Source organism: Halospeciosus flavus (genome assembly GCF_029814175.1).
GTDB lineage: Archaea > Halobacteriota > Halobacteria > Halobacteriales > Halobacteriaceae > Halospeciosus > Halospeciosus flavus.
The window spans coordinates 2,779,892-2,806,723 of record NZ_CP122312.1 but is presented as its reverse complement, the minus strand read 5'-3'; the positions used below and the strand labels follow the sequence as shown (position 1 = coordinate 2,806,723).

The 26,832-nt window shown below is 66.7% G+C and carries 23 protein-coding genes and 2 pseudogenes; 10 read left to right on the top strand and 15 right to left on the bottom strand.

All coding sequences use genetic code 11. The features are described from left to right. Complete coding sequence (locus P0Y33_RS14810; RefSeq protein WP_279528154.1) at positions 1 to 927, bottom strand: formyltetrahydrofolate deformylase; 927 nt, start codon at positions 925 to 927, stop codon at positions 1 to 3. Between the two features lie 161 nt (positions 928 to 1,088). Between P0Y33_RS14810 and purS the strand changes: the two genes are divergently transcribed. Together purS and purQ are read left to right on the top strand one after the other, a co-directional pair. Beyond that, the gene (purS, locus tag P0Y33_RS14805; RefSeq protein WP_279528153.1) at positions 1,089 to 1,343 is read left to right on the top strand and encodes a phosphoribosylformylglycinamidine synthase subunit PurS; all 255 of its coding nucleotides are present in this window, start codon (positions 1,089 to 1,091) and stop codon (positions 1,341 to 1,343) included. A gap of 1 nt (position 1,344) precedes the next feature. Next, positions 1,345 to 2,019: a phosphoribosylformylglycinamidine synthase I gene (gene purQ, locus P0Y33_RS14800; RefSeq protein WP_279528152.1), complete on the top strand. Its 675-nt coding sequence runs from the start codon at positions 1,345 to 1,347 to the stop codon at positions 2,017 to 2,019. Positions 2,020 to 2,409: 390 nt separating this feature from the next. Here purQ and P0Y33_RS14795 read toward each other — a convergent pair whose 3' ends face one another. Beyond that, positions 2,410 to 3,525: an archaeosine biosynthesis radical SAM protein RaSEA gene (locus P0Y33_RS14795; RefSeq protein ID WP_279528151.1), complete on the bottom strand. Its 1,116-nt coding sequence runs from the start codon at positions 3,523 to 3,525 to the stop codon at positions 2,410 to 2,412. 40 nt (positions 3,526 to 3,565) lie between these two features. After that, positions 3,566 to 3,910, bottom strand: coding sequence for a VanZ family protein (locus tag P0Y33_RS14790; RefSeq protein ID WP_279528150.1), 345 nt, complete (start codon positions 3,908 to 3,910; stop codon positions 3,566 to 3,568). 164 nt (positions 3,911 to 4,074) lie between these two features. Between P0Y33_RS14790 and P0Y33_RS14785 the strand changes: the two genes are divergently transcribed. Further along, complete coding sequence (locus tag P0Y33_RS14785) at positions 4,075 to 6,003, top strand: aldehyde ferredoxin oxidoreductase family protein (protein WP_279528149.1); 1,929 nt, start codon at positions 4,075 to 4,077, stop codon at positions 6,001 to 6,003. 156 nt (positions 6,004 to 6,159) lie between these two features. Here the strand turns inward: P0Y33_RS14785 and P0Y33_RS14780 are convergent, their stop codons facing one another. From P0Y33_RS14780 to arcS, 9 genes and pseudogenes are all read right to left on the bottom strand, one after another. Next, positions 6,160 to 6,498: an AzlD domain-containing protein gene (locus P0Y33_RS14780; RefSeq protein WP_279528148.1), complete on the bottom strand. Its 339-nt coding sequence runs from the start codon at positions 6,496 to 6,498 to the stop codon at positions 6,160 to 6,162. After that, positions 6,495 to 7,184, bottom strand: a complete 690-nt coding sequence (locus tag P0Y33_RS14775; RefSeq protein WP_279528147.1) for an AzlC family ABC transporter permease — start codon at positions 7,182 to 7,184, stop codon at positions 6,495 to 6,497. The genes P0Y33_RS14780 and P0Y33_RS14775 overlap by 4 nt, the downstream gene beginning before the upstream one ends. A gap of 42 nt (positions 7,185 to 7,226) precedes the next feature. After that, positions 7,227 to 7,595 (bottom strand): hypothetical protein, encoded by a 369-nt coding sequence (locus P0Y33_RS14770; RefSeq protein ID WP_279528146.1) that lies wholly within the window; start codon positions 7,593 to 7,595, stop codon positions 7,227 to 7,229. Position 7,596: 1 nt separating this feature from the next. After that, positions 7,597 to 7,896, bottom strand: coding sequence for a hypothetical protein (locus P0Y33_RS19160; RefSeq protein ID WP_382268783.1), 300 nt, complete (start codon positions 7,894 to 7,896; stop codon positions 7,597 to 7,599). Continuing rightward, positions 7,873 to 8,148 (bottom strand): annotated as a pseudogene (locus P0Y33_RS19155) (ubiquitin-like small modifier protein 1); the annotation flags it as partial. The pseudogene P0Y33_RS19155 and the gene P0Y33_RS19160, both read right to left, overlap by 24 nt. Then, positions 8,145 to 8,528 carry a hypothetical protein gene (locus P0Y33_RS14760; RefSeq protein WP_279528145.1) on the bottom strand — a complete coding sequence of 128 codons (384 nt, stop codon included), beginning with the start codon at positions 8,526 to 8,528 and terminating at the stop codon, positions 8,145 to 8,147. The gene P0Y33_RS14760 and the pseudogene P0Y33_RS19155, both read right to left, overlap by 4 nt. 50 nt (positions 8,529 to 8,578) lie before the next feature. Then, on the bottom strand, positions 8,579 to 9,298 hold the full coding sequence (locus P0Y33_RS14755; RefSeq protein ID WP_279528144.1) for a hypothetical protein: 720 nt from the start codon (positions 9,296 to 9,298) through the stop codon (positions 8,579 to 8,581). 1 nt (position 9,299) lies between these two features. Further along, positions 9,300 to 14,975 (bottom strand): beta strand repeat-containing protein, encoded by a 5,676-nt coding sequence (locus P0Y33_RS14750; protein WP_279528143.1) that lies wholly within the window; start codon positions 14,973 to 14,975, stop codon positions 9,300 to 9,302. A 909-nt stretch (positions 14,976 to 15,884) separates the two neighbouring features. Beyond that, the gene (arcS, locus tag P0Y33_RS14745; protein ID WP_279528142.1) at positions 15,885 to 17,654 is read right to left on the bottom strand and encodes an archaeosine synthase subunit alpha; all 1,770 of its coding nucleotides are present in this window, start codon (positions 17,652 to 17,654) and stop codon (positions 15,885 to 15,887) included. 104 nt (positions 17,655 to 17,758) lie between these two features. On the opposite strand from arcS, the gene P0Y33_RS14740 reads away from it, so the two are divergent. From P0Y33_RS14740 to P0Y33_RS14725, 4 genes and pseudogenes are all read left to right on the top strand, one after another. After that, positions 17,759 to 17,953, top strand: coding sequence for a cold-shock protein (locus P0Y33_RS14740; RefSeq protein WP_250872940.1), 195 nt, complete (start codon positions 17,759 to 17,761; stop codon positions 17,951 to 17,953). A 185-nt stretch (positions 17,954 to 18,138) separates the two neighbouring features. Beyond that, positions 18,139 to 18,600 carry a hypothetical protein gene (locus P0Y33_RS14735; RefSeq protein ID WP_279528141.1) on the top strand — a complete coding sequence of 154 codons (462 nt, stop codon included), beginning with the start codon at positions 18,139 to 18,141 and terminating at the stop codon, positions 18,598 to 18,600. A 15-nt stretch (positions 18,601 to 18,615) separates the two neighbouring features. Beyond that, positions 18,616 to 19,005 (top strand): annotated as a pseudogene (locus P0Y33_RS14730) (outer membrane protein assembly factor BamB family protein); the annotation flags it as partial. Then, complete coding sequence (locus P0Y33_RS14725; protein WP_279530127.1) at positions 18,979 to 19,425, top strand: outer membrane protein assembly factor BamB family protein; 447 nt, start codon at positions 18,979 to 18,981, stop codon at positions 19,423 to 19,425. The pseudogene P0Y33_RS14730 and the gene P0Y33_RS14725, both read left to right, overlap by 27 nt. 6 nt (positions 19,426 to 19,431) lie before the next feature. Here the strand turns inward: P0Y33_RS14725 and tgtA are convergent, their stop codons facing one another. After that, the gene (gene tgtA / locus P0Y33_RS14720) at positions 19,432 to 20,964 is read right to left on the bottom strand and encodes a tRNA guanosine(15) transglycosylase TgtA (RefSeq protein ID WP_279528140.1); all 1,533 of its coding nucleotides are present in this window, start codon (positions 20,962 to 20,964) and stop codon (positions 19,432 to 19,434) included. A gap of 96 nt (positions 20,965 to 21,060) precedes the next feature. On the opposite strand from tgtA, the gene P0Y33_RS14715 reads away from it, so the two are divergent. After that, positions 21,061 to 23,172, top strand: a complete 2,112-nt coding sequence (locus tag P0Y33_RS14715; RefSeq protein ID WP_279528139.1) for an outer membrane protein assembly factor BamB family protein — start codon at positions 21,061 to 21,063, stop codon at positions 23,170 to 23,172. Here the strand turns inward: P0Y33_RS14715 and P0Y33_RS14710 are convergent. Beyond that, the gene (locus P0Y33_RS14710; RefSeq protein WP_279528138.1) at positions 23,154 to 23,717 is read right to left on the bottom strand and encodes an NUDIX hydrolase; all 564 of its coding nucleotides are present in this window, start codon (positions 23,715 to 23,717) and stop codon (positions 23,154 to 23,156) included. The genes P0Y33_RS14715 and P0Y33_RS14710 overlap by 19 nt on opposite strands. 123 nt (positions 23,718 to 23,840) lie before the next feature. Continuing rightward, the gene (locus P0Y33_RS14705; RefSeq protein ID WP_279528137.1) at positions 23,841 to 25,094 is read right to left on the bottom strand and encodes an RNA-guided endonuclease InsQ/TnpB family protein; all 1,254 of its coding nucleotides are present in this window, start codon (positions 25,092 to 25,094) and stop codon (positions 23,841 to 23,843) included. Between the two features lie 139 nt (positions 25,095 to 25,233). Here P0Y33_RS14705 and P0Y33_RS14700 point away from each other — a divergent pair, with 139 nt between their 5' ends. Beyond that, on the top strand, positions 25,234 to 25,626 hold the full coding sequence (locus tag P0Y33_RS14700) for a hypothetical protein (protein WP_279528136.1): 393 nt from the start codon (positions 25,234 to 25,236) through the stop codon (positions 25,624 to 25,626). Between the two features lie 62 nt (positions 25,627 to 25,688). Next, the gene (locus P0Y33_RS14695) at positions 25,689 to 26,726 is read left to right on the top strand and encodes a DNA-methyltransferase (protein WP_279528135.1); all 1,038 of its coding nucleotides are present in this window, start codon (positions 25,689 to 25,691) and stop codon (positions 26,724 to 26,726) included. The last annotated feature ends 106 nt before the right edge of the window (positions 26,727 to 26,832 follow it).

Below are 26,832 nucleotides of genomic sequence, written 5' to 3'. Positions count from 1 at the left end.
TCAGTCGTCGCTCGGTATCGGCCGGTCGACCGGTTCGTCGAGTTCTGCACCTTCGTCGCCGAGACCGAGTTGGTACTGCTCGGCGTTGCGAATCTCCGTGCGGCCGCGGTGGATGGCGACGTCGTCGTTGAGGTGGAGTTTCACGGCTTCGAGCAGCGCGTCGGCCTCGTAGGGTTGGCCGCGCTCCTTCAGCGAGTCGCGGTCGGCGTCCGGCGGCGCGTCGAACGCCCGCTGAGTGACGATGGGGCCCTGGTCGAGGTCGTTCGTGACGTAGTGCGCGGTCACGCCGGCGATGCGGACGCCCTCCTCGACGGCCTGTCGGTAGGGTTGGGCGCCGGGGAAGGCCGGCAGGAGGCTCGGGTGGATGTTGATGATGCGCCCCTCGTAGCGGAAGACGACGTCCGGGCTGAGGATACGCATGTAGCGAGCGAGCACGACGAGGTCGACGCCGTACTCGTCGAGGACGTCGAGGAGTTCCTCCTCGTCGGGTTTCCCGTCGCCGTTGCCGACGTCGTGGAACGGGACGTCGTGTTCGGCGGCGAGGGGTTCGAGGTCGTCGTGGTTGCCGACGACGACCCGAATCTCGGCGTCGAGGTCCTCGTGGGCCTCCAGGAGGCGTTCGAGACAGTGAGACTCCTTCGTGACGAGCACCGCGATACCGCGGGTGTCGCGCTCGTCGGGGAAGCGTACCTGGACGTCGACGTCGAGGTCGTCACCGAGGTCCGCGAGCGCGTCGCGGAGCGTCTCGCGGGTACAGACCATCTCGGAGGCGTCGACGTGCATCCGCATACGGAAGACGCCGTCGCGGACCGCCTGGTCGAGGTCCTCGATGTTGACTCCCCGTTCGAACAGCAGCGACGTGACTCGCGCGATGAGTCCGGTGCGGTCGTCTCCGATAACCGTGATTTCGGTGAGCGAACTCGTCATCGCTGCCACCTCCGACTCGCGGGGAGTTGAGACATCGCTACGTGCGTAGTGGCTCGGGCGGCTAAAGGCCGTGGTTTCACGCAAGCGCGCGAGTATGCACAGACGTGTAAATCGGACCACTTCCAAAACTGCTTTTACCCACGAATACGCACGTCAACCCGATGACCGCGTACACGGCGACGGTGACCGTGCGACTGAAGCGGGGCGTCCTCGACCCGGAGGCCGAGACCACCCAGCGTGCGCTCGAACGCCTCGGCTTCGACCTCGAGGACCTCCGCTCGGCGGACCGCTTCGAACTCGACCTCACGGCCGACTCCACCGAGGAGGCGTCCGAGCGGGCCGACGAGATGGCCGAACGACTCCTCGCGAACCCGACCATCCACGACTACGACGTCGAGGTCACGGAGCGCGAGTGAGATGTCGGTAGCAATCGTCCGCTTCGGTGGGTCGAACTGCGACCGGGACGCCGCCCGCGCGCTCGACTCGCTCGACGTCGACGCCGACATCGTCTGGCACGAGGACGGACTCCCCGAGGACGTCTCGGGCGTGATGCTCCCCGGTGGGTTCTCCTACGGGGACTACCTCCGCGCCGGCGCGATGGCCGCACGCGCGCCGGTCATGGCGGACGTCCGCGAGGCCATCGACGACGGCGTCCCCGTCCTCGGCGTCTGTAACGGCGCACAGATCGGCTGTGAGGCGGGGCTGACGCCCGGCGCGTTCACGGTGAACGTCTCCGCACGCTTCCAGTGCGAGCACGTCTACCTGCGCGTCGAGAACGCAGACACGCCGTGGACGGCCACCTACGAGGAGGGGGACGTCCTCGAAATCCCCATCGCTCACGGCGAGGGACGCTACGTCGCGGACGAAGAGACTCTGGAGACGCTCGACGCCGAGGACCGCGTGCTCTTTCGCTACTGTGACGCCGACGGGAACGTGACGGCCGAAGCGAACCCGAACGGCTCGGCGGACAACGTCGCCGGACTCGTCAGTCGCGACGGACAGGTCGCCGTCATGATGCCACACCCGGAGCGAGCGTCGCTGCCGGACATCGGCGGCACCGACGGCCGCGGCGTGCTCCGTGGGTTCGTCTGAAAAGGCGGAGGGAGGTTCTCCGAGGTACGAGACCCGCGGTTCGGGGCCATCAGGCCTTGACGTCGACGGGGGTGTCGATAGCGAGCCATCGCTCGTCGTCTTCTTCGGAGCGAATCTCTAACCACCCGTCGCGAGCCACCGCTTCGTACTGGTCGTACATGGGTTCTTACCTCGGCACGCGGGGGACAGGGAGAGCGTGCCTATTTTCAACTAATTTATGTATGAAAATAAACCTCACGGCCGGCCGCTCCGAGAGGGTGTGGAGCGTGGAGGGACAGTCGCCCGGCACGCGGAGACCCACGGGCGGTCAAGGGGCGGACCGCCACCTCTTCGCGTGCCAAGTTTCAATACGACCTGGGGCGTAATAAAGTCAACGACCGGAGAGGTCGCTCAGTTCGCGAGGGGGAGGTTGTAGCTCCGCTCGCGCTCACAGACGGCTTCCCAGGTGTGTTCGCAGTCGCAGGAGACCTCACCGAAGACCGAGGGGTCCTGTCGGAGGTCGAAGTCCTTGATGGCCTCCTGGACGAGGTCGTCGCACTCGCCGCAGTTGTGTGGGCCGCGGTCGGAGCCGTGGCCGACGGGGTCGGAGACGACGATGGCCGGCGCGTCGGCGGTCGCTTCGAGCACCTCGGCGACGCTCCAGAGCCACGGCGGGCGGTAGCCCCCGTGGAAGTGGAGTTCGTCGACCATCGTGTAGCGCTGGACGTTACACGGGTTCATCGAGACGGTGTGGGCGTACTCGGCACACTTCTCGATGGACTGCTTCATGTCCTCGACGGCCTCGCCCTCCGAGAGGAAGGGTGGCTTCATCAGGAGGTAGGCCTTGATTCCTGCACCGACCTCGTCGGCGGTCTCGGCGGCGTCGACGAAGTCCTCGAAGTCGAAGTACTTGTTGACGCAGTCGTGGCGGACGCGGTCGTTTGCGGTCTCCAGGCCGATGGCGACGTCCGTCTCCAGACCGACGTCGAGGAAGTCGTTCAGCCGTTCCTCCTGGACGAAGTCGGGGAGGGACTCGACGACGATGCGCTCGCGGTCGGCGAACGTCTCGGCGATGGCCTGCCGCGTCTCGGCGGGCACCTCGCGCTCGTCGAGGAAACTCCCGGAGGTGTAGATCTTGATGAGTCCCGATTTCTCCTCTGCGTCACCGGACTGCGTCCGGTTGCCTGCCGAGCTTTGCTCGGCAATGTTCTCCTGTTCGTGTTCGAGACAGGCGTCGATCTGGTTCATCAGCGCCTCGTGGGTGACGGAACCGCCCTCGACGGACTCGGCGACGTAGCCACACATCGTACAGCCACCGGCGCGCGCCCAGCGACACCCGCCGGTGTTGAGGATGATGGTCAGACTCTGGTACACGCCGTCGGGCGTGTTGTCCTCGTCGAGCCAGACGCGGGTCGGCTCGTGCGGGTCGTAGGTCTCGTCGCGCTCGGCGCGGTGTTCCCGCATCACCTTGTTGTGGGCGTCCATCCCCCGTCCGCTCTCGTAGACGTCGGGGCTCGGCTTGCTCATGTTGCGCTCACGTAGACGGTAGGCGCGTAAAACCTCGTCGTCACACCGGGCGAACCCGCCCGCGCACGGCCCGCCACCCCCGGTACGCCGCGACGCCGACCAGTGCACCGACGGCGTCGGCCAGCAGGTCGAGGACACTCGCCGACCGCCACGGGAGAGCGCCCTGGACGAGTTCGATGGCCCCGCCGAACACGACGACGAGAGCGACGACCGCGGTGAGAGATCGCCACCCCCGCCGGCCGAACGCGGCGGCGACGAGGAAGGACAGGCCGGCGTAGCCGACCGCGTGTAACCACTTGTCCAAGCCGACGAGCCCGAGTGAACCGGACGTCGAACCCGCCCCGCCGACCTGGACGGCCGAGAGGACGAACACGACGACGGCCACCACTATCGTGGGTATCCATCGGCGCACGCCGCGTCGAGTCACACCGCGACACTCGTCGACCGGCCGGGTACCGGTTTCGGTTCGGTCGGTGTAACCGGTATTGGTTACGTCCCCATGGCAAATACTACCGCGGTCGAGGACCAAAGTAATAGGTGACAGTTACCATGACAGACCTCGGTGGATTCCAAGATCACGTCGCACGCATCGACTTGAGTGAGGGGGAAGTGAACTACGAGGGCGTCGACGACGAGGACGCGCGCAAGTACCTCGGCGCGCGCGGACTCGGCGTCAAACACGTCTTCGACCAGGGACCGGACGTCGACCCCCTCGGACCGGACAACCTCCTCGCGTTCATGAACGGCCCGCTCACGGGGACACAGACCCCGATGAGCGGCCGAATCGCCGTCGTGACGAAGTCGCCGCTCACGGGGACCGTCACGGACTCCCACCACGGTGGCTGGTCGGGCGCCCGCCTCAAGTGGGCCGGTTTCGACGGTCTCCTCTTCGAGGGGCAGGCCGAGGACCCCGTCTACGCCTACGTCGAGGACGGTGAAGTGGAACTCCGCGACGCCTCGCACGTCGCCGGGTGGGGCATCCACGACACCATCGACGAACTCGGCGAGGAGTGCGACGGGAACGTCGGCAAGAACCTCTCGGTGATGGCCATCGGTCCCGGCGGCGAGAACCAGGTGCGCTACGCCTGTATCGTCAACGAGGACGACCGCGCCTCCGGCCGCGGCGGCACGGGCGCCGTCATGGGCTCGAAGAACCTGAAGGCCATCGTGGTGAAGTCCGGGACGGAGATGCCCAAACCGGCCGACCGCGAGACGTTCATGGAGGGCCACAAGCAGGCGATGCAGGCCATCCAGGAGTCCGACGTCACCGCGCCCAACGAGGGCGGTCTCTCCCAGTACGGGACGAACGTCCTCATGAACATCACCGAGGAGATGGACGGTCTCCCGACGAAGAACGGGAAGTACACCTCCACCTCGTCGTACAGCGAGTCCGAGGACCCGGACATCGACGCCGAGAACGTCTCCGGCGAGAACGTCCGCGAGAACATCCTCGTCGACGAACCGACGTGTCACTCCTGTCCGGTCGCCTGCAAGAAGGAAGTCGAGGTGCAGGTCAACCACAAGGGCGAGGACATGAACGTCCGGATGGAGTCCTACGAGTACGAGTCGGCGTTCGCGCTCGGTCCCAACTCCGGGAGCGACGACCGCGACATGATCGCGGCGCTCATCGACCGCTGTAACGACCTCGGTCTCGACACCATCGACGCGGGCAACATCATGGCGTTCGCGATGGAGGCGACCGAGAAGGGCTACGTCGAGGGCGACGGTCTCGACTGGGGCGACTCCGAGACGATGATGGACATGCTCGAACGCATCGCCCAGCGCGAAGACGACTTCGCGGACACCCTCGCCGAGGGACAGCGCCGCGCCGCGGAGGAACTCGACGCCCACGACTGCCGCCTCGACGTGAAGGGCCAGTCCATCCCGGCCTACGACCCGCGCTGCATGAAGGGTATGGGCATCGCCTACGCCACCTCCAACCGCGGCGCTTGCCACCTCCGGGGCTACACGCCGGCCGCCGAGATCCTCGGCATCCCCGAGAAGGTCGACCCCTACGAGTGGCGCGGCAAGGGCGAACTCACCGCCACCTTCCAGGACATGCACGCCATCAGCGACTCCTTCGACATCTGCAAGTTCAACGCCTTCGCCGAGGGTGTCGAGGAGTACGTGAACCAGTACAACGGCATGACCGGCCGCGACGTCACCGAGGACGACCTCCTCAAAGCGGGCGAGCGCATCTACAACCTCGAACGCTACTACAACAACCTCGTCGGCTTCGACGGTGACGACGACTCGCTCCCCGAGCGCTTCGTCGAGGGCAGCGAGGACGCCATCGAAGGACAGGGCGCCTCCGAGGGCGAACTCTGCGAACTCGAACAGATGAAAGAGGAGTACTACGACCACCGCGGGTGGGTCGACGGCGTCGTCCCCGACGAGAAACTGGAGGAACTCGACATCGACATCGGCCCCGGCACGGGCGTCTCCTCCGGCGGTGCCGCGACGTCGGCCGACGACTGAACCGACTGCGACGACCCTACTTTTTGCGAACGTTCACGTACGAAGCGGCGACCAGACACCGCGTGACCCGAGAAACGGTCGCGGGGTGGCTACTTCGGTCACGACGGCGCCACACCCCGCGGTCCCGCCGTCGGCGCCGTCTGTCCGCCCCTCCCCTCACCCGACACCGACGAACCGGAGCACGTGGAGCGTGACCATCCCGACGGCGATGGTCGCGAAGATGTCCTCGGTGTACCACGCCGCGACGACGGCGACCGCGCCCGCGACTAACTCGGCGTTCACGAGCGTCGCGCCGAGCGTCGGCCGGACGACGAGCAGCGACGGCACGACCAGCGCGGCGAGCACCGCGGACGGAACGTAGCGGAGCGCCGTCTCGACGCGCGGCGGGACCGTCTCGACGCGCCCGAAGAGCGCGACGAACGAGAAGCGGATCGCGAACGTGGCGATCCCCACGACGAAGACGACCGTCCAGATCTCGAGTGCGGAGTAACTCACAGTCGACCCTCCGCGAGTGTCCCCGCGACGATGCCGGCGACCCCGCCGACGAGCAACCCGATTTTGAGCGGGAGCGCGGTGCCAGCGACGGCGATGCCGCCACCCACGAGGGCCGCAACGAGCGCGGGCTTACTGTCGATGGTCGGGACGAGCACGCCGACGAACACCAGCGGGACGGTGAACTCCAGTCGCCACGCCGACGGGAGGCCCGCGCCGGCGAGTAGGCCGACGACGGTCCCCGCCTGCCAGACGACCCACAGGGTCGCGGCGACGCCGACGTAGTACCAGGGCTTGTTCACCGACCGGTCGCTCGTGTACTGGTTCATCGCGAGCGCGTAGACCTGGTCGGTGAGTCCGTAGGCGAGCACACCCCGGACGCGCAGCGAGAACTCCCGGAAGTACGTGGCGATAGACGCCGAGTACATCAACATCCGGAGGTTGATGACGACCGCGGTGAGGACGACGACGGCGAGCGGTGCACCTTGCTCGACGAGTCCGAGTGCGGCGAGTTGCGACGCGCCGGCGAAGACGACGATGGAGAGCCCCATCGCCTGCAGGAAGGTGAGACCGGCTTCGACGGCCGCGACCCCGCTGACGAGGGCGAACGGGACGATGCCCAACAACAGCGGGAGCGTGTCGCGGACCCCACGACGGAGGTCCGCGGGGAGGTCCGTATCAGCGTCCATACTGCCGGTACGCTCGGTCCGGAGAAGAGACACTCGGTTCGGCTACGACCGCCCGACGACGACGACCTCGCGGAGGTCGAGTGCCGCTTCGAACTCCGTCTCTCGGTCCTCGCGTCGACCGGCGTACAGGAGGTGTTCGGCGTGTGCACGGCGGACGGCGTCCGTCTCCCGCTCGGTGAAGCCGAGTTCCGCCCCGAGTGACGCCCAGTGACCCGCCTCGACGAGGAAGCACGCGCTGTCCTCGGAGTCGAGGACACACTCGTAGCGCGACCGGTACGTGTCTCGACGCTCGCGGAGTGTCGACTGCGCGCGTTCGAGGAGCGGCGGCAACCGTTCGAGCGGGACACTCGCCTTCGCGCCGGCTAACAGGAGCGCCGGACCGGCGATAGGGTGTGTCTGGTCGGTCCCCACCTCACCCTCCGGCCCGCATCGCCTTCTGTGAAAACTGCTCGACCAGTCGGTCCAGCACGTCGGGGTCGCCCTCGAAGACGACGGTCACCTCGGTCAGTCTGAGTGACGGCCCGACCTCGGCCTTCTCCGCGGAGAGCGATGCGGTCCAGTCGTCGGCTTCGACCCGGTCGTCGGCGACGGCCTCGCCGCCGAGGTTCTCTAGGTAGTTGCGCGCGAGTCTGATCGAGATGCCCCGAAACGACTTCTCGCGGGTCGTCCACTCCGCACACTCGCCGCTCCCGCCGGCGACGGGCGGGAAGATGCTCAACGTGTCGCCGTCGCTCACGTCGGTCCCGACGCCCTCCATGTGGAGGACCTCTCGGCCGTTCAACAGGACGTTGATCTGCGGGCGGAGTTCGCCGCCCTCGACGAGTTGCCCGTCGAGGCCCTCGTAGTCGTCTTCGAGTGTCCGGAGCACGTCGCCGACCGTCGCGTCGTCGGGGAACGTCCGTTCGATCGTCTTCTGCCCGACCGCCTGCCGGAACGTCGCGAAGAACCGGAGTTCGACGTTCATCCCTGGAACCGGATCCCGTCCTCGACGAGACGCTGGTTGCGTTCGCGGTCGAGCGCGTCGGCGAGCCACTCGTGTTCGTACAGTTGGCCGACGAGGTCGGCGTAGAGGTTGCGCCACGCGATGGCGTAGATGGGCGACTGCCCCCACGCGCGGAGTTCGGGGACGAACTCGTCGAAGCGCTCGCGTCGCGACTCCATGCGCTCGATGGCGTCGACGACGTACTCGGCCGCCTCGCTCTCGGAGTCGGCGTCCTCGATCGCATTGTTCAGTCGTCGTTCCCACCCGGCGACGGCTTGGCGCATGTCCTCGGCGGCGTCGTCGCCGTCGGCCGGAAGTGCGTCCAGAATCGGGCGCGGTACCGCGAGTGACAACTCGTCCATGGTGTGAGTGAACGCGATTCCGACGCATAAAGTGTTTCCCGGTGTCCGCCTCAGAGTTGGGGCGGTTCTTCCCCTTCCTGCTCGCGGCGCCGGTAGAACCAGAGGAGCAGTGCCAGCAACCCGAGGACGAGGAGGCCGCCGAGCCACGGCGCGAACCGGATCGCACCGACGCGTTGTACGCCGGCCTCCGTCGTCGTAGTCGTGGTCGTCGTCGCTGTCGTCGTCCCCTCCGTCGTAGTCGCGGTGGTGGTCGTAGTCGCGGTGGTCGTAGTCGTCGGCTCCGAAGTGGTGGTCGTAGTCGCGGTGGTCGTCGTAGTCGTGGTGGTCGCGGTCGTTGTCGTCGTGGTCGTCGTCTGCTCGGAGACGACGAAACCACCGTCATCGGACGGCTCCTCCGTCTCACGCGTGATGGTGAAGTCCAGTTGGGTGGACTCGGCGGCCGTCCACTCGTGGGTCTTCTCGACGTTCTTCACGACGAATCGGAGTGTCTCCTCGTTCGTCGTGTTGTCCGGGTCCTGAATCTTCAGGTCGTAGTACCCCGTGCTGTCGGTCGTCGCAGACGCGAGCCGTTTCCCGTCGTAGTACACCTCGACGACGACGCCACTCGCGGCACTCCCGTCCTGGTAAGTGACGTTGCCGAAGAACCGGTGTGGCGGCGTCGGCTCGGCGGGTTCCGGTGTCGTGGCCACGGCGGGTGCAGCGACGCCCGCGAAGGTCGCACCGACGACGAGCAGGGCGAACGCGACGGCGAGGGCGGTCGGTCGACGCATCTCAGGCACCCCCCGTCGCCGTCGTGTTCGTGTACGGCGCGACGGTGTACGTCTGCGAGGTCGTGCCGTTCACGTACACCCAGTAGGCGTCACCCGGACTGAACCGGTCGACGTCCGTGTAGGAGAGGCCGCCAGTGTGCGTCCGGATCGACGTGATGTTCTCGACGGAAGAGAGCGACTGTGCGGTCGGTTGGCCTCCCTCCTGCCAGTGACCGACGAGGTTCCAGCCGGGTTCGAGGGTGACCGAATCCTGTTCGCTCGCCGGTGCCGCGTTGTCGAGAGTGAACCGCATCGTTCGTTTCGTGTCCATCTGGAAGATGTATCCCTGCCCACCACGGATCGTGGTGAGGGTGTTCGTCGGTGCGTCGGGGTCGTAGCTCTTCCACGTCCCGTCGTCGTACGTCCAGACGACGTCGACGCCGGTGAGGTCGAGCGACGAGAGCGGGATACTCCCGGACTCGACGGGGAACGAGACGAAGTTGTTCCCCACCTGGAGGTCGCGAACGAGGGCGTAGACAGTTGTCTCGTTCCTTTTGAGCGAGGAGCCGTCACCGGTGGCCTCGACGAGGTCGCGGAGGACGACCGTCGGTGCGTTCTCAGTGTCGAGTTCGCCGGCGACGGTGATGGTGACGGTGTCCCCGACGGATGCGTTCCCGCCGAGCGTGTTGTGCGTCACGTTCGTCACCGTCACGTTCACGCCGTCGAAGGTGACGTCGTCGGCCGTGAAGTTGTTGAAGGAGGTCGGTTCGCTCAGCGTGACCGTGACGTTCGTGTACGTCGAACCGTCGCGGACGCCAGCGTCGCTGATGTTGGCCAGAACGAGCGAGGGCGCGTCCATGTCGACGGCCGTCGTCTGGGCCGGCGGAAGTGTCGCTCCGTTCTCGCCGTAGTCGCGGGCTGTCGTCAGTTCGACGACGTACCGGCCGTCAGCTGGCGCCGTGTACGTCGCCCGGTAGCGGTACTGCCCGTCGGGCGTCGCCGTCACCGTAAGCGCCGACTCGTCGAGCACCGTATCACCCTCGCCGCCGAACACCGACTCGATCCCGACACGGACGTCGTCGAGCGGTTCGTCGGAGGCGAACGTCACCGAGATAGTCCGATTTTTCGTGGAGACACTGTAGTCGGTGACGGTCGGTGCGCGGGTGTCCTCGACGGTGACTGTCTGTGCGCCGACCGACTGATTGGCGCTGTTGAACACGTCGTTCTCGCCGATATGGATCGTGTCGTTCCCGAGGTCGCTCACGGCGATCGACTGATTCAGCGTCAGCGTTGCGTTGGTAGATCCGGGTTCGTGCGAGACGTTCACGATGCGGTCTGCGCCGACGCCGTTCGCGTCGGTGTACGTGAAGTTCGCCGCTGTCAGACCGCCACCGTCGCCCGAGAAGACAGGGCCGTTGAAGGAGACCGTCATCGTGGTTGATCGAACCTCGGCATCGATGGAGTGGATACCGGTCGCTCCCTCCCGGAGCACGACCGCCGACCCGTCCCGCGGTGCGCTGTTGCCGGCGGGGTCGGTGACGTCCTCGTCGAGGCCGATAGTGACCGTGGAGTTCCTGATCTGTGACTGCTCGATCTCCTGGTCGAAGGTAACGATCAGGAGATCGTTTCCGCGGAGCGTGACCGACTGGACGGACTGGGACAGCGACTCCTCGATGTGCGCGGCGGTGTAGTTCACACCGGTTACGACCGGCTCAGACACCGCGAGGTACACTTCACGCGACCCGACGGCCGTGTGTGCCGAGGTGGCGTTCGGTCGGTTCGTGTCTTTTGTGACTTTCTTCACCTGTGTCCACCCGCCCGGATTGATGTTGTCCGCGGGGTCGACGACTTTCGTCGCAATTTCGACCTCGCCGTCGGGGACGGTGCTCGCGTCGAGCGTGAGCGTCACGTTGTTCGCAGATTCGTTCATGCGCTTCGTCGCGGTCACGTTCGATCCCTCGTTCGAGAGGCGAACCGAGACGTTCACCGGTTGTCCATAGTCGGGGAGATCGACCGTGACGGGATACCCCCCAACGTTCGAGAGGTTGATGGTGCTCGCAGTGACCTGGGTGGCCGCTGCGGGTGCGACGGTGTCGAGGACGAGCGACGTCGAGGTGTTGTCGACCGAGTTCCCCGCCACGTCGGTCGCGCTCACCGTGATGCGCTGGACTTCGGTGATGTTCGTCGAGACGTTCACCGCGAAGGTGGCCTCGTAGTAGTCACCGGTCGTGCGCGTAAGTGTCACGTTCTCGCTCGCGCCGAACGGGGTCGCGTCGGCGGTGACGGTCACGTCGTGTGCGTCCGTGACGGTCGCGTTGACGGTTACCTGATCGCCGTCCGTCACGTAGCCGTTGCCGTCCGTGGCGTCGACGAGTCGGACGTCGGAGACGGTCGGTGCGACTGTGTCGACGGCGAGCGCGCCGGTCGTCGCGTTCGCGACGTTGCCGACGACGTCCTCGGCCTCGACGGTCACCGTGGCGGTGCCGTTCGTGACGTTGGGGCCGACAGTCACGGTCGTGTTGTAGACGTCCGTGCCGGAGACACGCGTGAGGGTCACGTTCTGCCCCGCGTCGAGTTCCGAGGCGTTCGCCGTCACGGTGACGCCGTGTGCGTCGGTGACGGTCGCGGTAATCGTGACGTTGTCGCCGGCGTTCACGACGCCGTCGCCGTCGGTCGCGTCGATGAGCGTCGGGTCACTGATAGTTGGTGCCGTCGCGTCGACGTCGAACGACCACGTCGTCGTGTTCGTGTTACCGTCGACGTCCGCCGCCTCGACGGTCGACGTCACGTTTCCGTCGACGAGCGTGACACCCGCAGCCGAGAGGTTCGCCGTCAGCGTCCCGTTCGAGAAGGTGACGCCGTCGCCCGTTCCGGCGACCGTGTCGTCGAGCGCGACGCCGGTCTGTGCGTCGTCGACACGAATCGAGACGTTCGCCACGTCGAGGGCGTTGTCGAGGTTCGACACGTTCACGCTGAGCGTCGGTTGGTTCGTCCCAACGAGAGTCGTCGGCACGGGGTCGGCGAACGTCGGTTCGTCGGTGTCGAGCGTCAGGTTGCCGGTCGCCGAGGTGTTCAGGTTGCCCGTCGTGTCGACCGCTTCGACCGTGAGTGAGTGGTTCCCGTCCGGGCCGGCGTGAGCGGCGTCCACCGCGAACACCGCGGTGTACCGGCCGTCACCGTCCGAGTCGGTGAGGGTCACGGTCCCCGCACCGAACACGGTCGGGTCGGCCGTCACGGTGACGTTGTTCGCGTCCGCGACGTCCGCGGCGACGCGGACCTCGCTACCGTTCCCGACGATGCCGTTGTCGTTGGTCACGTCGGTCAGGGTCGCGTTCCGAACGGTCGGGTCCGTCGTGTCGACGGTGAGCGTGCGGTTCGTCCGGACGGAGTTGCTCACCGTGTCGACGGCGACGACCGTGACGTTGTGCTCGCCGTCCGCGGCGAGACCGGACGACTCCACGGTGAACGTCCCTTCGTACTGACCGTCACCGTTGGCGTCGGTGAGGTTCACCGTCCCGACACCGAACGCGGAGGCGTTCGCGTACACCTGGAACGAACTCGCGTCCGAGGCGTTCGCGGTGACCGTCACGGTGTCGCCCGCGTTCACGACGCGGTCGCCGTCGGCGTCGACGACGGTGACGTTCGAGACGGTCGGCGGCGTGGTGTCGACCGCGAACCGGAAGGTCCCGGTGTTCGCGTTCCCGTCCACGTCCGAGGCGTCGACACTGACCGTGACGTCCCCGTCGTCGAGCATGAAGTTCGTCGCGGAGACGTTCACGGTGAGCGTTCCGTTGGTCGTCGTGTTCGACCAGGTGTCGAAGGTGACGCCGTCGTTCGTGCCCTCGACCCTGACAGTGTGCGTCGAGTTCGCGTCGGTGAACGTCGCGGAGACGTTCGTGTAGTCGAGGTCGTTGCGCTGGTTGGTCACGTTCACGGTGAACGTCGGCGTCGCCGTGCCCACGACCGTCCCGCCCGCGGGCGCGGCGTCACTGAACTGCGGCGCGGTGAGGTCGACCGTGAGGTTCGACGTCGACGTCTCCTCGAAGTTGCCGGCGCGATCCGTCGCGTTCAGGAGGACGTCGTAGGCCGACCCGTCGTCACCGGACTGGAGCGTCGTCCGGAACGTCCAGGCGTACGGTTCGGTCTGACCGGAGAGGTTCTTCGGCCCGGCACCGAAGGGCGTCGCGTTCGCCCACACGCTGTCGGGGTACTGCTCGTCGAGCGTGAACGTGACGTTCACCAGATTTCCGTCGGCGACGTACCCGTTCTGGTTGTTCACGTCGGTGATAGTCACGTTCTCGAACGCCGGGAGTTGCGTGTCGACGACGAAGGAGACGTTCGCCGTCCTGACGTTGCCGTCGACGTCGGTCGCGGTGAACGTCCCGGTGACGTTGCCGTCCGCGAGCGTCTCGGGTTCGACCTCGACGTGCCACCCGGTGGAGGCGTTCCCGGAGAGCGTGACGTTCTGGCTCGTCCGATTAGTCGGCGAGACGGTCTGGTTCACCAGCGTCGTCGTCTGGTTCTCGACGAGGACGTGGACCGACCCGAGGTGCGTCTCGTTCAGCGTCGCCGAGAGGTTCGTCTGGTCGTCGTTAGTGAACAGGACGTCGGGTCCGGTGTCCGTCACGCGCGGGGCGAGTGTGTCGAGCGTGATGCTCCCCACCTCCGTCGTGTTCGTGTTGTTCGCCTTGTCCTCGGCGGAGACGTCGAAGGTGAACTGCTTGGCGTCGACCTGCTCGTTCTCGCCCGTCGCGTTCACCGTGAACGTCGCGGAGAAGTTGTCCGTCCCGTCGACGCGCTCCAGTTGGAGCGACTCGGGACCGAGCGGGGTCACGTTGGCCGTCACCGACCCGTTCAGCAGGTGGGCGTCGGTGACGGTCGCGAAGACCGTGACGTTCTGCCCGTCGGCGACGACGCCGTCACCGTCCACCGCCTCGACGCTCGTGTTGGAGATGGTCGGCTTCGTCGTGTCGACGACGAACGTCCACTCGGTGGAGTTCGTGTGGTTCTCGGGGTCGCTCGCGGTGACGTCGACGGAGATAGGACCGTCGGAGAAGTTCCCGCCAGCGGCCACGGCCGACGTGTTCACGACGAGCGTCTCGTCGTCCGTGAGAGTGACGCCGTCCGCGTTCGCGAAGGTCCCGTTGACGATCTCGCTGGTCGCGTTCGCGACGACGACGCGACCGGTGAGGTCGTTGGCCTCGTCGATGTCGACCGTGACGTTCCGGGTGCTGTCGTTGACGAACGCACCGGCGGCGGGCGTCTGGTTCGAGAACGTGGGCTTCGTCGTGTCGAGCGTCAGGTTCCCCGCGAACGTCCGGTTGTAGTTCGGCCCGGCGTCGTCGGCCCAGACGTAGAGGGGGTACTCGCCGTCGGCCGAGGCGTTCTGCTCGTCGACGACGAAGGTCCCGCGGTAGAGAGTCTCCGTACCGGGGACCGGGTCGGGTTCCGGCGTCGACTCGTTGTAGTCGAGCGAGACGTTCCCGGCGCCGAACGCCGACGCGTTCACCCAGACGTTCCGGAGGAACTCGTCGGTGACGTTGGCCGTGACGGTGACCTTGTCGGAGTTATTGACGATGCCGTTCCCGTTGGTCGCGTCGTAGGAGGAGCCGTTCCAGACTTCGGGTTTCTCGGTGTCGACGATGACCCAGTCGCTCTCATTCGATGCGTCGTTACCCTGCAAATCTTCGGCAGTCACGAGCGTCACTGAGTAGTTGCCGTCGGTATTGGCTGTGTAGGTCCCGACATACATATAGGGACTGACGTAAGGGTCACTACTCACCTCGGAGAAGTCTCCCTCTGTCAACGAAGCGTTCTCTGGTCCAGTGATACTCACAAAGATTTTGGAGAGAGACTCGTTTGAGGTAAAGGAAATATTGAGGTCTTGCGCAGATGGGTTGGTCGCAGCGTAGTCCGTGATATTCGGGGGTGTCGTATCGACTTCGAGAGTGGTGCTTCCATTGAATTTCGAGGTGTCGACTGGGTATGTGAAGTTCTGATGTTCGTCCTCTGCGTACACTCCGTACATGCCACTCTCGTTGATGCCGATATCTTTCGGTGCAAATTCCAGGGACGCATATCCAGAACTGTCCGACAGTTTCGTCCCAATTATCTCGTCTTTCTGGATAACTCCGTCTTGGTCAACGTCAACTGAAAAGGTAATATTCCTGTTCCCGTGACCCCACGCCTCAGCAGTTGTATTTTCTGTCGTGTTTACCGTATACTTAGTGAGATTTACTCTATCAACATGGGCGCTCGCCGTCCCACTAAACGCCACCACTCCCACGAAACTGGCGCTCACCACCAGGAGCGCCATCGCGACGGCGTGTACGCCCCTCCTCATACTCCACTCACCATCTTACGGACAGTTCGGGCGCTCATTGTATGTGTATTCTGGCTCCAACACGAATAAATTCTCCCACTCATAGACTCGAATAAATCTGTGGCGGCTGTTCGGCGGCGGTCCCCGGCCGTGCCCCACGTCCCACCATGCTCTTCATGGGTCACTCTCGTAATCGGAAATGAAGCTTTCGGCCGACATGTTCCCGTTCCAACGTCCCTCGTTGGCCGGAAAACCGTACGAGGGCGTCGGGGGTGGTTCATCGACCTACCGTTCTTCGGAGTGGCGGACTTGCACGACTTCCCCCCGGGTGCTCTCGGTCATCTCGGCGCCGTGGGTGAGCGCCCGGCCGACGGCGAAGGCGCTCGGGCCTTCGACGACGACCTCGTCGCCGGGGCGGATGGAGTCGTCGGCGTCGACGACGCCCGGCGCGAGGACCGACCCACGCGGGACGAAGTCGTCGATCTCGACGGTCTTGGTCGGGACGTCGCTCTCGACCCAGCGCCTCCCGCCGGCGAGGGTGAACGAGAGGAGACCGTAGTTCGGGACGAGCGCGGCGAGTTGCTCGCCCTCGGCGTCGAGTGCCTGAATCTTGGGGTAGCGACCCTGAATCTGGAGGTCGTCGAAGAGGTCGTCGCCCGCGCCGGCGCCGAACTGGTAGTCCGCGACGGCCTTGAGGGTGGCCCGCTCTTTCTCGCTGACGCGAATCTGCGTCTCGCCCTGGAGGGCGTCCGAGAGGTTCGCGAGCGAGGCGTCGGTCGTCGGGTGGTCTTCGACGGTGAACTCGACCGGGACGTCGCGACCCTCGGTGGCGCGGCGGACGATCTCCTGGTAGCCCTCGTCGGGGACGTGGGCGACGATACGGGAGTAGTTCGTGTTGTCGAGGTAGCGCGCGAGCACGCGCGAGACGAAGTCGAGTTCCGTCTCGGACCACTCGCCGGTCACCACGGAGTCGTAGTGCTGGGCGGGGTAGGTGAGTTCGAGTTCCTGCGGGACGACGCCGATGGGCGAGGTCATCGAGACGAGGTGTGCGCGGTACTGCGCGGCGTCCTGGAACTGGCCGTGGCTCTGGGACTCGCTGTAGGGTTTACGCGCCGAACACGGCACGAGGAGGAGCGGAACGTCGTCGAGGCGCTTCTGGAAGCGGGAGGTGACGCGGTCGGCGAAGCGCTGGATCTCGACGCGCTTGAGCGAGTCCTCGGTGGCCGAGAGGAGCATCGAGTCGCGCTGGACGGGCGTGCGCTCCTCGATGTAGCCCCACTGCTGGTCGAGTTCGCGGAAGGAAGCGGTACACCACGCCTCGTGGCGGGCCTGCCCCTCGATATAGTCGCGGAGGCGGCCCTCGCGGATGCGGCCGCGGACGCGGGCGAGTTCGGCTTCGAGGACGTTCACGTTGTGGTCGACGCAGTCTTCACGGGTGAACTCCGAGATCGGCTTCCGGCAAGCCTCACACGCGCAGGGGAGTTCCTCGAGGTCTTCGAGGAACTGTTCGCCGTCGGTCGTGAGGTACTTGCCCTGGGTGCCGCGGACGACGGCCCGGTCGGCGTCCACGAGGTCGACGCCCGCGTAGACGAGCGTGGCGACGTTCTCGGGGGTGGCGACGCCGGAGAGGTAGAGCGCGCTGTCGCCCGGAATCGACTCGCGGGCCTGAATCACGGCGTCGACGAACGCGCTCGCGTGGCCGACGTAGCCCGGTGCACCCGAGAGGATGTAGACGTCGCTGCCGTAGTCGGCGGCGGTGTCGGGGGAGACGACGGCGGCGCTCGGGAAGTCGACGTCGGGGTAGTCGACGGCGAACGACTCCTCGACCTCTTCGGCGGTCCCGGTCGGGAAGCCGCGGTACGGGAGGACGGTGACGGCGGAGTCGTCGCCCTCCGGTGGCTCCTGGGGTTCGAACCACTCGCTGGCGCTGACGCCGTCGCCGGCCTCCTCGACGACGTCGTCCGCGAGCGAGGGCGTGACGTGAGAGTCCGCGAGGCGGAGCTCGCCCAGGCGGGCGGCCCCGTCGCGCTCGTGGACCTCGAAGTAGTCGGTCATAGGGGGGAGAAGGGTGCCAGTATGGAACTATCTTCTTGTTTCGGGGTAGTCGTGGTAGCCTCTCTCGCACAAGTGGTTTAAGTGAACGGTCCCTCAGTATTGATATGGCGAAAGGTACCGTTGATTTCTTCAACGACACTGGCGGCTACGGTTTCATCGAGACTGAGGATGCGGACGAGGACGTTTTCTTCCACATGGAAGACGTCGGCGGCCCGGACCTCGAAGAAGGGCAGGAAGTCGAATTCGACATCGAGCAGGCCGACAAGGGCCCGCGCGCGACGAACGTCACGCGCCTCTAAGTCGGACCGTCGACTCCACCCCGAGTAACTACCCAACTTCTCTCCGTTTTTCACACACCCCAGAGCGACGGCGTCGTCGGTCGGGCGCGATTCACTCCCCGTAGCGGCGCCGCTCTTCGTACACCGACGCCGAGTACCCGAGTGACGGACAAGACCTTTCGTTCTCCGAGTGACACGTTCGAGCGATGCCCTCCACCCCCGATGCGTCCGTGAGTCGGCGCGAGGCGCTCGCCGCCGTCGGCGGCCTCGCCGTCGGTGCCGCCGGCGGATACGTCGTCGGCGCGCGACCCGACCGCACGGAGACGTCCCCCGAACCACTCGTCTACGGTCCGACCGAGTGGCCGATGACCGACTACGACGCCGCCCACACGCGCCACGTTCCCGCTACGAGCCGGCCAGACGGCAATCTCCGCGAAGACTGGCGAGTCGAGTACACCGCCGAGGCCGACTACGACTCCGTCGTCGGGAACGGGGCCGTCTACACGCTCGTCTCGGACGAACCGGACACCGGCGTAGTTCGAGCGGTCCGACTCGCCGACGGACGGGAAGTGTGGCGGACCACACCGACCGACGACGCGCACAACCGCGGCGGACTCGCGGCCCTCGGCGACTCCGTCTTCCTCGGGACCACCGGCGAACGGACGTAGTTCGCGCTCGCCGCCGCGAACGGGGCCGTGCAGTGGAGCGCCGACGTCGAGTCGGCCGAGACGCCGCTCCTCGGCGGCGGCCGCGCGTACGTAACCGAGTACGGCGGACGCGTCACGGCGCTCGACCCCCGGACCGGCGGGACACTGTGGTCGAAGGGTGTGGCGCCCCGACTCCGTGGCCAGCGAACCTACGACGCGGCGAACGACCGCGTCCTCCTCGTCTCGGAGGGGGACCTCCTCGGCGTCGACGCTGCGACCGGCGAGAGCCAGTGGACGACGCGGGTCGCCACAGACGAGCAGGGAAACGGCGTCCACGGCGCCGTCCGCCTCGCCGACGGAACCGCGTACGCGACGTCCTACCGCAACCGCCTCGTCGCGGTGGACGTCGCGGACGGGTCGCTCCAGTGGGACCGACGCTTCGAACCGGCCACCGTCGACTGCCGTACCAGCGGCGAGAAACGACAGTGCGCCCGCTGGTTCACGGTCGACGCCGTCGCCGGCGGAACGCTCGTCGCGGCCGTCCGCCGCTACGACGACGAACCCGACTCTCTCCTCACACTCGACGCCCGTGACGGGTCCGTCCAGTGGCGCGACACCCTCGCCGACGCGGGAATGTCCCTCACGAAACCGGTCGTCGCCGGACAGGTGCTCTACGTCGGCGTCGACCGAGAAGAGGGGGCGGCGAGCGAACTCCGGCGCTACGACCTCCGCGACGGAACACGGGTCTCGACGACGCCTCTCTCGGGGTCCCTGGCGGGCGATCCGGTCGTCGCCGAGGAGCGAATCCTCCTCCCGCTCCGGACCGCACTCGTCTGCCTCGCCTGACGCGCCCTACTCCTCGCTACTTCCGCCATCGCTTTCGTCGGCGGACTCGCTCTCCACGTCCTCGACGCTCTCGCTCTGCAGTGTCAGGTCCACGACGTCGACGCGCGGCGGGACGTAGTCCAGGGCGCTCGCGGGCCACCCCTTGTGCGCGAGTGTGAACTCGGTGTCGGGGTTGAGCGCGGCGAGGCGGGCGACGCCCTTCGCGGCGGCCTCGTAGCCGTCGCGGTCCATCCGGTCGGGCGTCTCCGCGGTGAGCGGGTACGTCTGCGAGAGTTCGCGCGGGTAGGGACCGAACGGCGGCTTCACCCGCCAGCTCGCGTCGTACTCCTCGCGGCGACTCCCCTCGGAGAGGAGGACGTTCCCCTCGGGGTTCAGGCGAGCGAGGCGCTCGCGGTGGCGCTGGACTTCGGGGCGCTGGGCGCTCTCCGTCGACGTGTAGAAGAACGCGTCCTTGCTCGCGGGGTCCGTCTCCTCGAGTTGGTCGGCGTGGTCGAGGAGGGCGCGGTAGCCGTCGAGCATCGCGGGGTGCGAGCGGGCGCGTTCCTCGACGAGTTCGAGCAGGTCGCCGCGCTCGATGGCCTGCTTGATGCGGCGGATCTCCGCGAAGGAGACGTGGAGGTTGTGCTCGGCGAGGAGTTCCTCGCGGGCGGCGTCGCCGAGTTGGCGCACCTCCTCGGGGTCGTGTTCGGTGCAGATGGGACACGAACACGGGAAGTACGCCATCTCGTCGAGGTGCTCGGTGCCGCGGACGGTCATGTAGCGGTCGTCGCGGGCGTAGAGCGCGTAGGCGGCGGAGTCGAAGAGGTCACACCCCATCGCGGCGGCGAGCGCGAACATCATCGGGTGGCCCGCGCCGAAGAGGTGGACCGGCGCGTCGGCGCCCAGTCCCCGCTTCGCGCCCGCGACGACGTCCACCATGTCGCCGTAGCGGTACTCGTTCATCAGCGGGACGACGGCACCCACCGGGAACACGTCGAGGTTCGTCGCGTAGGCGTGCTCGGCGGCCGACTCGCGGAGGTCGGGGTAGGTCGACCCCTGGACGGGCGCGTTGACGAGCATCTCGCCCGTCTCGACGCCCTCGGCGGCGGCGAGGCGTTTCTGCGTCTCCTCGAGTTCCGACTCGGCGCGCTCGCGCTCGACGTCCGGCGGCGTGGGGATGTCCACGGGAGTGCCGACGTCGGAGCCGATGCGGTACTGGAAGTCGAGGATCTCCTCGGTCGTGACGTTGATCTCGCCGTACTCGGCGAGCTGGAACGACCCCGAGTCGGTGACGATGGCGCCGTCGAAGCCGAGCATCTCGTGGAGACCCTCGTCGAGTGCCTGCTCGCGGAGGTCGTCGTCGTTGCGGATGATGTAGGAGTTGGTGATGAGGACTTCGGCGCCGAACTCGGGGAATCGCGCCGGGTCGACCGTGATGAGGTTCGGGTTGACGACGGGCATGAGCGCCGGTGTCTCCACCGTCACGTCGGCCCGCGGGACGCGGAGTTCGCCGATACGACCGGCGGCGTCCTGGGCCTGAATCTCGAAGTGCTCTCTCATTACCCGGTGGTTCGAACGGCCGGCGGTAAGGGGTTGTGTTTCGCCGGGGACGCGAGCCACGATACGCATTTGACCCCGCGTGTACATCTCTCGCGTATGCCCTCCCCGCTCGACCGACGCGCGTTCCTCCGGCGGGCCGGCGTCGCCCTCCCGTTCGTCGGTGCGCCGGCGACGGTCTCGTCGGCATCGACGGCGTCGACTCCGTCTCCCACCACCTCGTCGACGCCGGCGTCCGCACCCGACCCGCGCTGGTCGTTCGTCGCCGACTCGCAGTACGTCTACCTCCCGGTCGTCGCGGACGGCGTCGTCGCGGCCGGGACGCGAGAGACCCTGTACGGCTTCGACGCGGCCACCGGGAAGCGCCGCTGGCGCACCGACGGGTGGACTGGGGTCGCCCCGGCGTTCGGCGACGGCGCGACGGTCGTCGTCCGCCCCTCGGGGCAGGTCCGCGCCGTCGACCTCGCGGACGGGGCCACCCGCTGGCAGGCCGACCCGCGGGTCGAGCGGGACTACCTCCGGTCGTCTCGCGTCCACGACGGCCGCGCGGTCGTCGTCCTCGGCAACCACACGTTCGTCTTCGACTTGGCGACTGGCGAGGAGGTGTGGTCCGCGTACGGGTACCTCGGCGGCGACGTCGCACCGGACAGCGACCTCGTCTACGTCTCGGCGGCGAGCGAAGTCGTCGCACGGGACCTGCGGACCGGCGAGCGGGCGTGGTCGATTCTGCCGCCGACCGACTCGGCGCGCGTCCTCGCCGAGACTGGTTCGACGCTCTTTCTCGCGACAGGCGACGGCAGTCTCGTCGCCTACGACCGGACTGGAGGCACGGAGCGCTGGCGCTACGCCGGCGAGAGAAGACTCACCGACGCGGCGTTCGTCGATGGCCGAGTGCTCGTCGCGGTCCGTGGGGAGACCGGAACTACGGTCGTCTCGCTGGACGCCGCCGACGGGACGCGACAGTGGACCGCCGACCCGGAACCCACCGCGGGCGACGGCGGGTACGGGTACGTCGGTGACCTCGTCGTCGGGTCGGGAGCCGTCTACTTCCTCGCGAGTGACCGAGGCCCCCTCGTGGCGGCGGCGCTCGACACGGGGGAGGGACGGTGGACCGCCGCGTTCGAACCGTCGACCAGTCTCCACACGTACCACGAGGGCGTCGTCTACGTACCGACGCGGAGCGGTGTGAGCGCGTTCGACGCCGCCGACGGGACGCGACGCTGGCACTACCAGACGCCGGATCGCGCGCTCTACGCACGCGTCCGCGACGAGACGCTCTTCGTCGGGGCGGAGGGCGGCCACTTCTACGTCTTCGACACGCCGACCGGGACGGTCGAGTTCGCCCTCGACGCCGTCCGCGAGCACCCGCTGTCCGCCGTCGGAATCGGCGTCGGCGCACTCGTCGCAGGCGCGGGTGGCGTCGCGGCCTACCGGTGCCGCGAGCGGAGCGAGACCGACGACGCGACGCCGTCGGCCACCGTCCTCGAAGAGACCGACCGACGAACTGTGACGCGCGTCGACCGCGCCGGATCAGCGGTCCGGCGGACGGCGTACACCACACCCGTCTCAGCGGCCGCGCGAGCGGCGTTCGTCGACGCGATAGAGACGTGGGAGTCACTCGACGGCCGGGCGATTCTCCCGGTGCGCGACTGGGGAATCGGAACCGAAACCGCAACCGGATCCGACGCTGACGTCCACACCGACGACGGCTCCGGCCCGTGGTTCGAGACACCGGCCGTCGACGGGACGCTCGACGAGGCGGAGGATTGGGAGTCGGCCGCGCACGCGCTCGTCCGTGTCTGTACTGCGCTCCACGAGGCCGACGCGCCACACGGCAGCCTCCGGCCCGCAGACGTGTTCCTCTCCGATCTCGGCGACGGGACCGAGGCGGCAGTCGGCGGGTGGGGACTCGGGGCGTTCCGGCGTGTCGCGTGGGGCGAGACTCCCGCGGACTCGGCGTTCGCCCCACCGGAGGAAGGAGCGGGTGGGAGTGGCGAAGACACGGGGAGGGACGTGACGGCCGCTGCGCAGGTCTACCGCGTCGGTGCGGTCGGCGAGGCAGTCCTCGACGCGGTCGCCGTCCCCGACGAGGTACACGAGGTGCTCGCCACCGCGACGGCGGACGACCCGGCCGAGCGCTACGACTCGCTCGCGGACCTCCGCGTCGACCTCCGGTGGGCGGCGTTCGCGCGCTACCCGAACAGTTCGTAGTAGGTGACGGCGAGGGCCGTCCGGGCGTCGGGGACGTCGCCGTCGCGGATACCGGCCTTCAACTCGGCGAGCGTCGTGGTGTCGACCTGGATGCTCTCGTTGAAGTCGAGTTCCTGCTCGCCCGTCGGTTCGCAACCGCGTGCGACGAAGTAGTGGTGGACGGCGTCGGTGACGCCGTTCGCGGCCTCGAACGCCCCGAGTTCTTCGACCTCGTCGGCGACGTACCCGGTCTCCTCTTCGAGTTCGCGGTGGGCCGTCGCGGCCACGTCCGCGTCTGCCTGCTCGACGCCGCCCGCCGGGAGTCCGCGGTTCACTCGTTCGACGGCCTGGCGCCACTCTTCGACGACGACGACGTCGCCGTCGGGCGTGAACGGCAGGACGACGACGGCGGGTTCGTCGTGGAGGTAGTCGAAGTCCGTCTCGGTCCCGTCGGGGAGGCGGACGTCCTGGTGGACGATTTCGAAGCCAGGACAGGCGTAGGCGACCTCCTCGTCGAGCGTCTCCCAGGCGAGGTCCTCGTGCGTGTCGGCGTCTTCGTCGGTCACGTCCGGCGCGACGGGCGGGCACTCGAAAAGTCACCCGGTCCGTGTCGGTCCGACTCGGCGGGACGGTCAGCCCAACTCCGTATGTTCCAAACGGAACGTAATAGACGTGTCAGGAACCCATGACTAAAGTCGTGGGCTTGTCAGTGGACTCCCGGTCGACCCACTCTTCGTGGTCGGTGAAAACTCACCGTTCCCGTTCACGGTCCCTGACTTCAGCGCAACCTGACAGTTTGCGCGTCCAGCACCAGACTTGAGCCAGTGCTGGACAAGACGCCACCCAACGTTCCGGGCGGCATTATAGTCGCTGTGCAGTTCTTTCCCACACTTCAAACACTCGAACTCGTCACCATCACGGTTGTCCTCATGTGTGAACCCGCATTCCGAGTGACTGCACCGCTGACTCGTATATTGGGGTTTCACATCATCGACGAGAATCCCGTGGTCCTCGGCCTTGTATGCGACGAATTCCTGCAGTTTCTTGAACGCCCACTGCTGAAACTTCGAGGCGTTCGAGATACGCTCACGGATCTGCTTCAAGTTCTCGACCGCAATCGCATCACAGTCGTGCCGTCGGGCCTCACAAACGATCGCGAGTGCGACCCGATGCAAGTAGTCCTCACTCCAATTCCCGAATCGATCACCCATCGACTGGATCGTGAGGTGTGCGGACCGCGTCCCTGTTTCCTGTAGATTGCCGCGCTTGCGCTCGTACACGTCCCGCTTGTGATTGAGGAAGTCCGCATTCCCGAGGAACGCGCCCGTGCTGGTGACTGCCAGATAGCCGTCGACGTTGAAGTCGACGCCGAGAACCGTTCCGTTCTCGACTGTCGACGTGTCCGTCTCTGGCTCTTTCTGGAGGTTCACGTGCAGGTAGTACGTTCCCTCGCGCTTGTGCAGTGTCGCGCTCGATTTATCCCACTCAGGGTCTTCCCAGTACGTCTCGAAGGGCGTGTCACTCGTGTCTTCAGGGAAGACGTATTCCGCAGTGATGCGACCGTCAGTGGTGGAGAGAGTGCAGTGGTCGTCGTTGAACGTGATGGTTCGGCTATCGTAGACGACCACGGTGCCACGGAATGTGGGATTACTAATCGCTTGGTCTTCCTCGAAGTAGAGTTCCGTGCAGGAATCGAGAGCCTCTGCCGCAAGTGATCGGGCGGCTTGGACGTGATTGGCGACGAGATCGGTTTGCTCGCGGACCTCCTCGTACGTGGCGTCGTGGAGTTCCGATTTACTGTCGATAATGTTCGCTGGATTGTCGCTCCAACCGTAGTCAGCCACGTATTGTGCTGCCTCTCGGAACTGCTCGAACGTCTCATCGAGGAGTGCGTCCCCATCATTGAGTACGTCGAGTTTCACCTCGCAGTTCCGATTCAGCATGTAGTTCAAATGTAGACGCGTTATTATTTAGTAGTAATGATTCACGTTGGGGAGTCGGCCTGTCGGTATTCGTGGCTTGTGTCCTGACGGGTCGGCTTCCTCCCACGACTCAAGTCGTGGGTTTCCGCCTTGAACTTCTATGAGAAGTACGCCGACGGTTCGACGACATCCACCCGGGCGGCGCGGACTCCTCGCGCTCGTCGGTGGGGCGGGTGTCGGCGTGTTCGTCTACCTCCTGCAGTACGGTGTCGCCCGCGCGCTCGGTCTCTTCCAGGGCGTCGGGGCGATGGGTCGACTCACGGGCGCGGCCGACCTCTACGGCGGCATCATGACCGTCTTCCCACTCGCGCTGTTCGCCGTCGGGGCGGCCGCCACCCTCGCGGCCTGGCGCGGCCGGGGTCTCGCCGCCTTCGCGACGGGCGCCGGCGCCGCCGCACTCGTCCTCGGGGAGTCAGTGGCCGGTCTCGTCGCACTCGGTACCGGCGGCGTGTTGCTCCTCTGTTCGGTCGGGTGGGCGCGACTCCTCGGGTAGGGCGGTCGGACTCGCTCGCGGGACGAAAGCGCCTAAGAGACCGGGGGAACGATGTCTCCGTGATGGAGACAGACCACCGGGTCGTCGTCGGGGACGCGCGGCGACTTGACCGTGTCGCGGACGACGCCGTCGACCTGGTCGTCACCTCGCCGCCGTACCCGATGATCGAGATGTGGGACGACCTCTTCGCCTCGCTCAACCCCGCAGTCGGTGAGCACCTCGACGCCGGGGACGGACGCGCCGCCTTCGAAGCGATGCACGAGCAGTTGGGCGAGGTGTGGGCGGAGGTCGAACGCGTCCTCGTCGACGGCGGGATCGCCTGCGTCAACGTCGGCGACGCCACCCGCAAGGTCGACGGGAGTTTCCGAGTGTACCAGAACCACTCCCGCGTCGTCGACGCCTTCGAGGACCTCGGCTTCGAGCCGCTGCCGGAACTCCTCTGGCGCAAGCCGGTCAACTCGGCGGCGAAGTTCATGGGTTCGGGGATGGTGCCGCCCAACGCCTACGTCACCCTCGAACACGAGTACGTCCTCGTCTTCCGCAACGGGAAGCGCTCCCGGCAGTTCGAACCGCGTGCCCAGCACCGCTACGAGTCGGCCTACTTCTGGGAGGAGCGCAACCGCTGGTTCTCGGACGTCTGGGAGGACGTCCAGGGCGAGTTGCAGGACCTCGGCCACGACGCCCTCCGGAGTCGCTCGGCGGCCTACCCCTTCGAGGTGCCCTACCGCCTAATCAACATGTACTCGGTGTACGGCGACACCGTCCTCGACCCGTTCTGGGGCACCGGCACGACGTCGCTCGCCGCGATGGCCGCCGGCCGCAACTCCATCGGCTACGAACTCGACGCCGAGTTCGCGGAGGTGTTCGACGACCGCGTCGACGACGTCGCGGCCCTCTCCCACAACGTCGCCCGCCAGCGCCTCGACGCCCACCGCGACTTCGTCGCGCGCGAACGCGAGAAGGGCGAGGCGTTCGGCTACGACGCCGAACACTACGACTTCCCGGTCACGACGAAACAGGAGAGACGCATCCGGTTCTATGCCGTCACGAACGTCGAGGAAACCGACGAGGGATACCGGGCCGAACACGAACCTGTCTGAGGTCGCCGTTCGGTGGTGACAGAACTCAGAGGTCGAGGTCGTCGAATCGGTCTTTTACGCACTGGAGCAGGGTCGGCTCCCAGTCGTCCTAGTTGCCGTCGGCGAT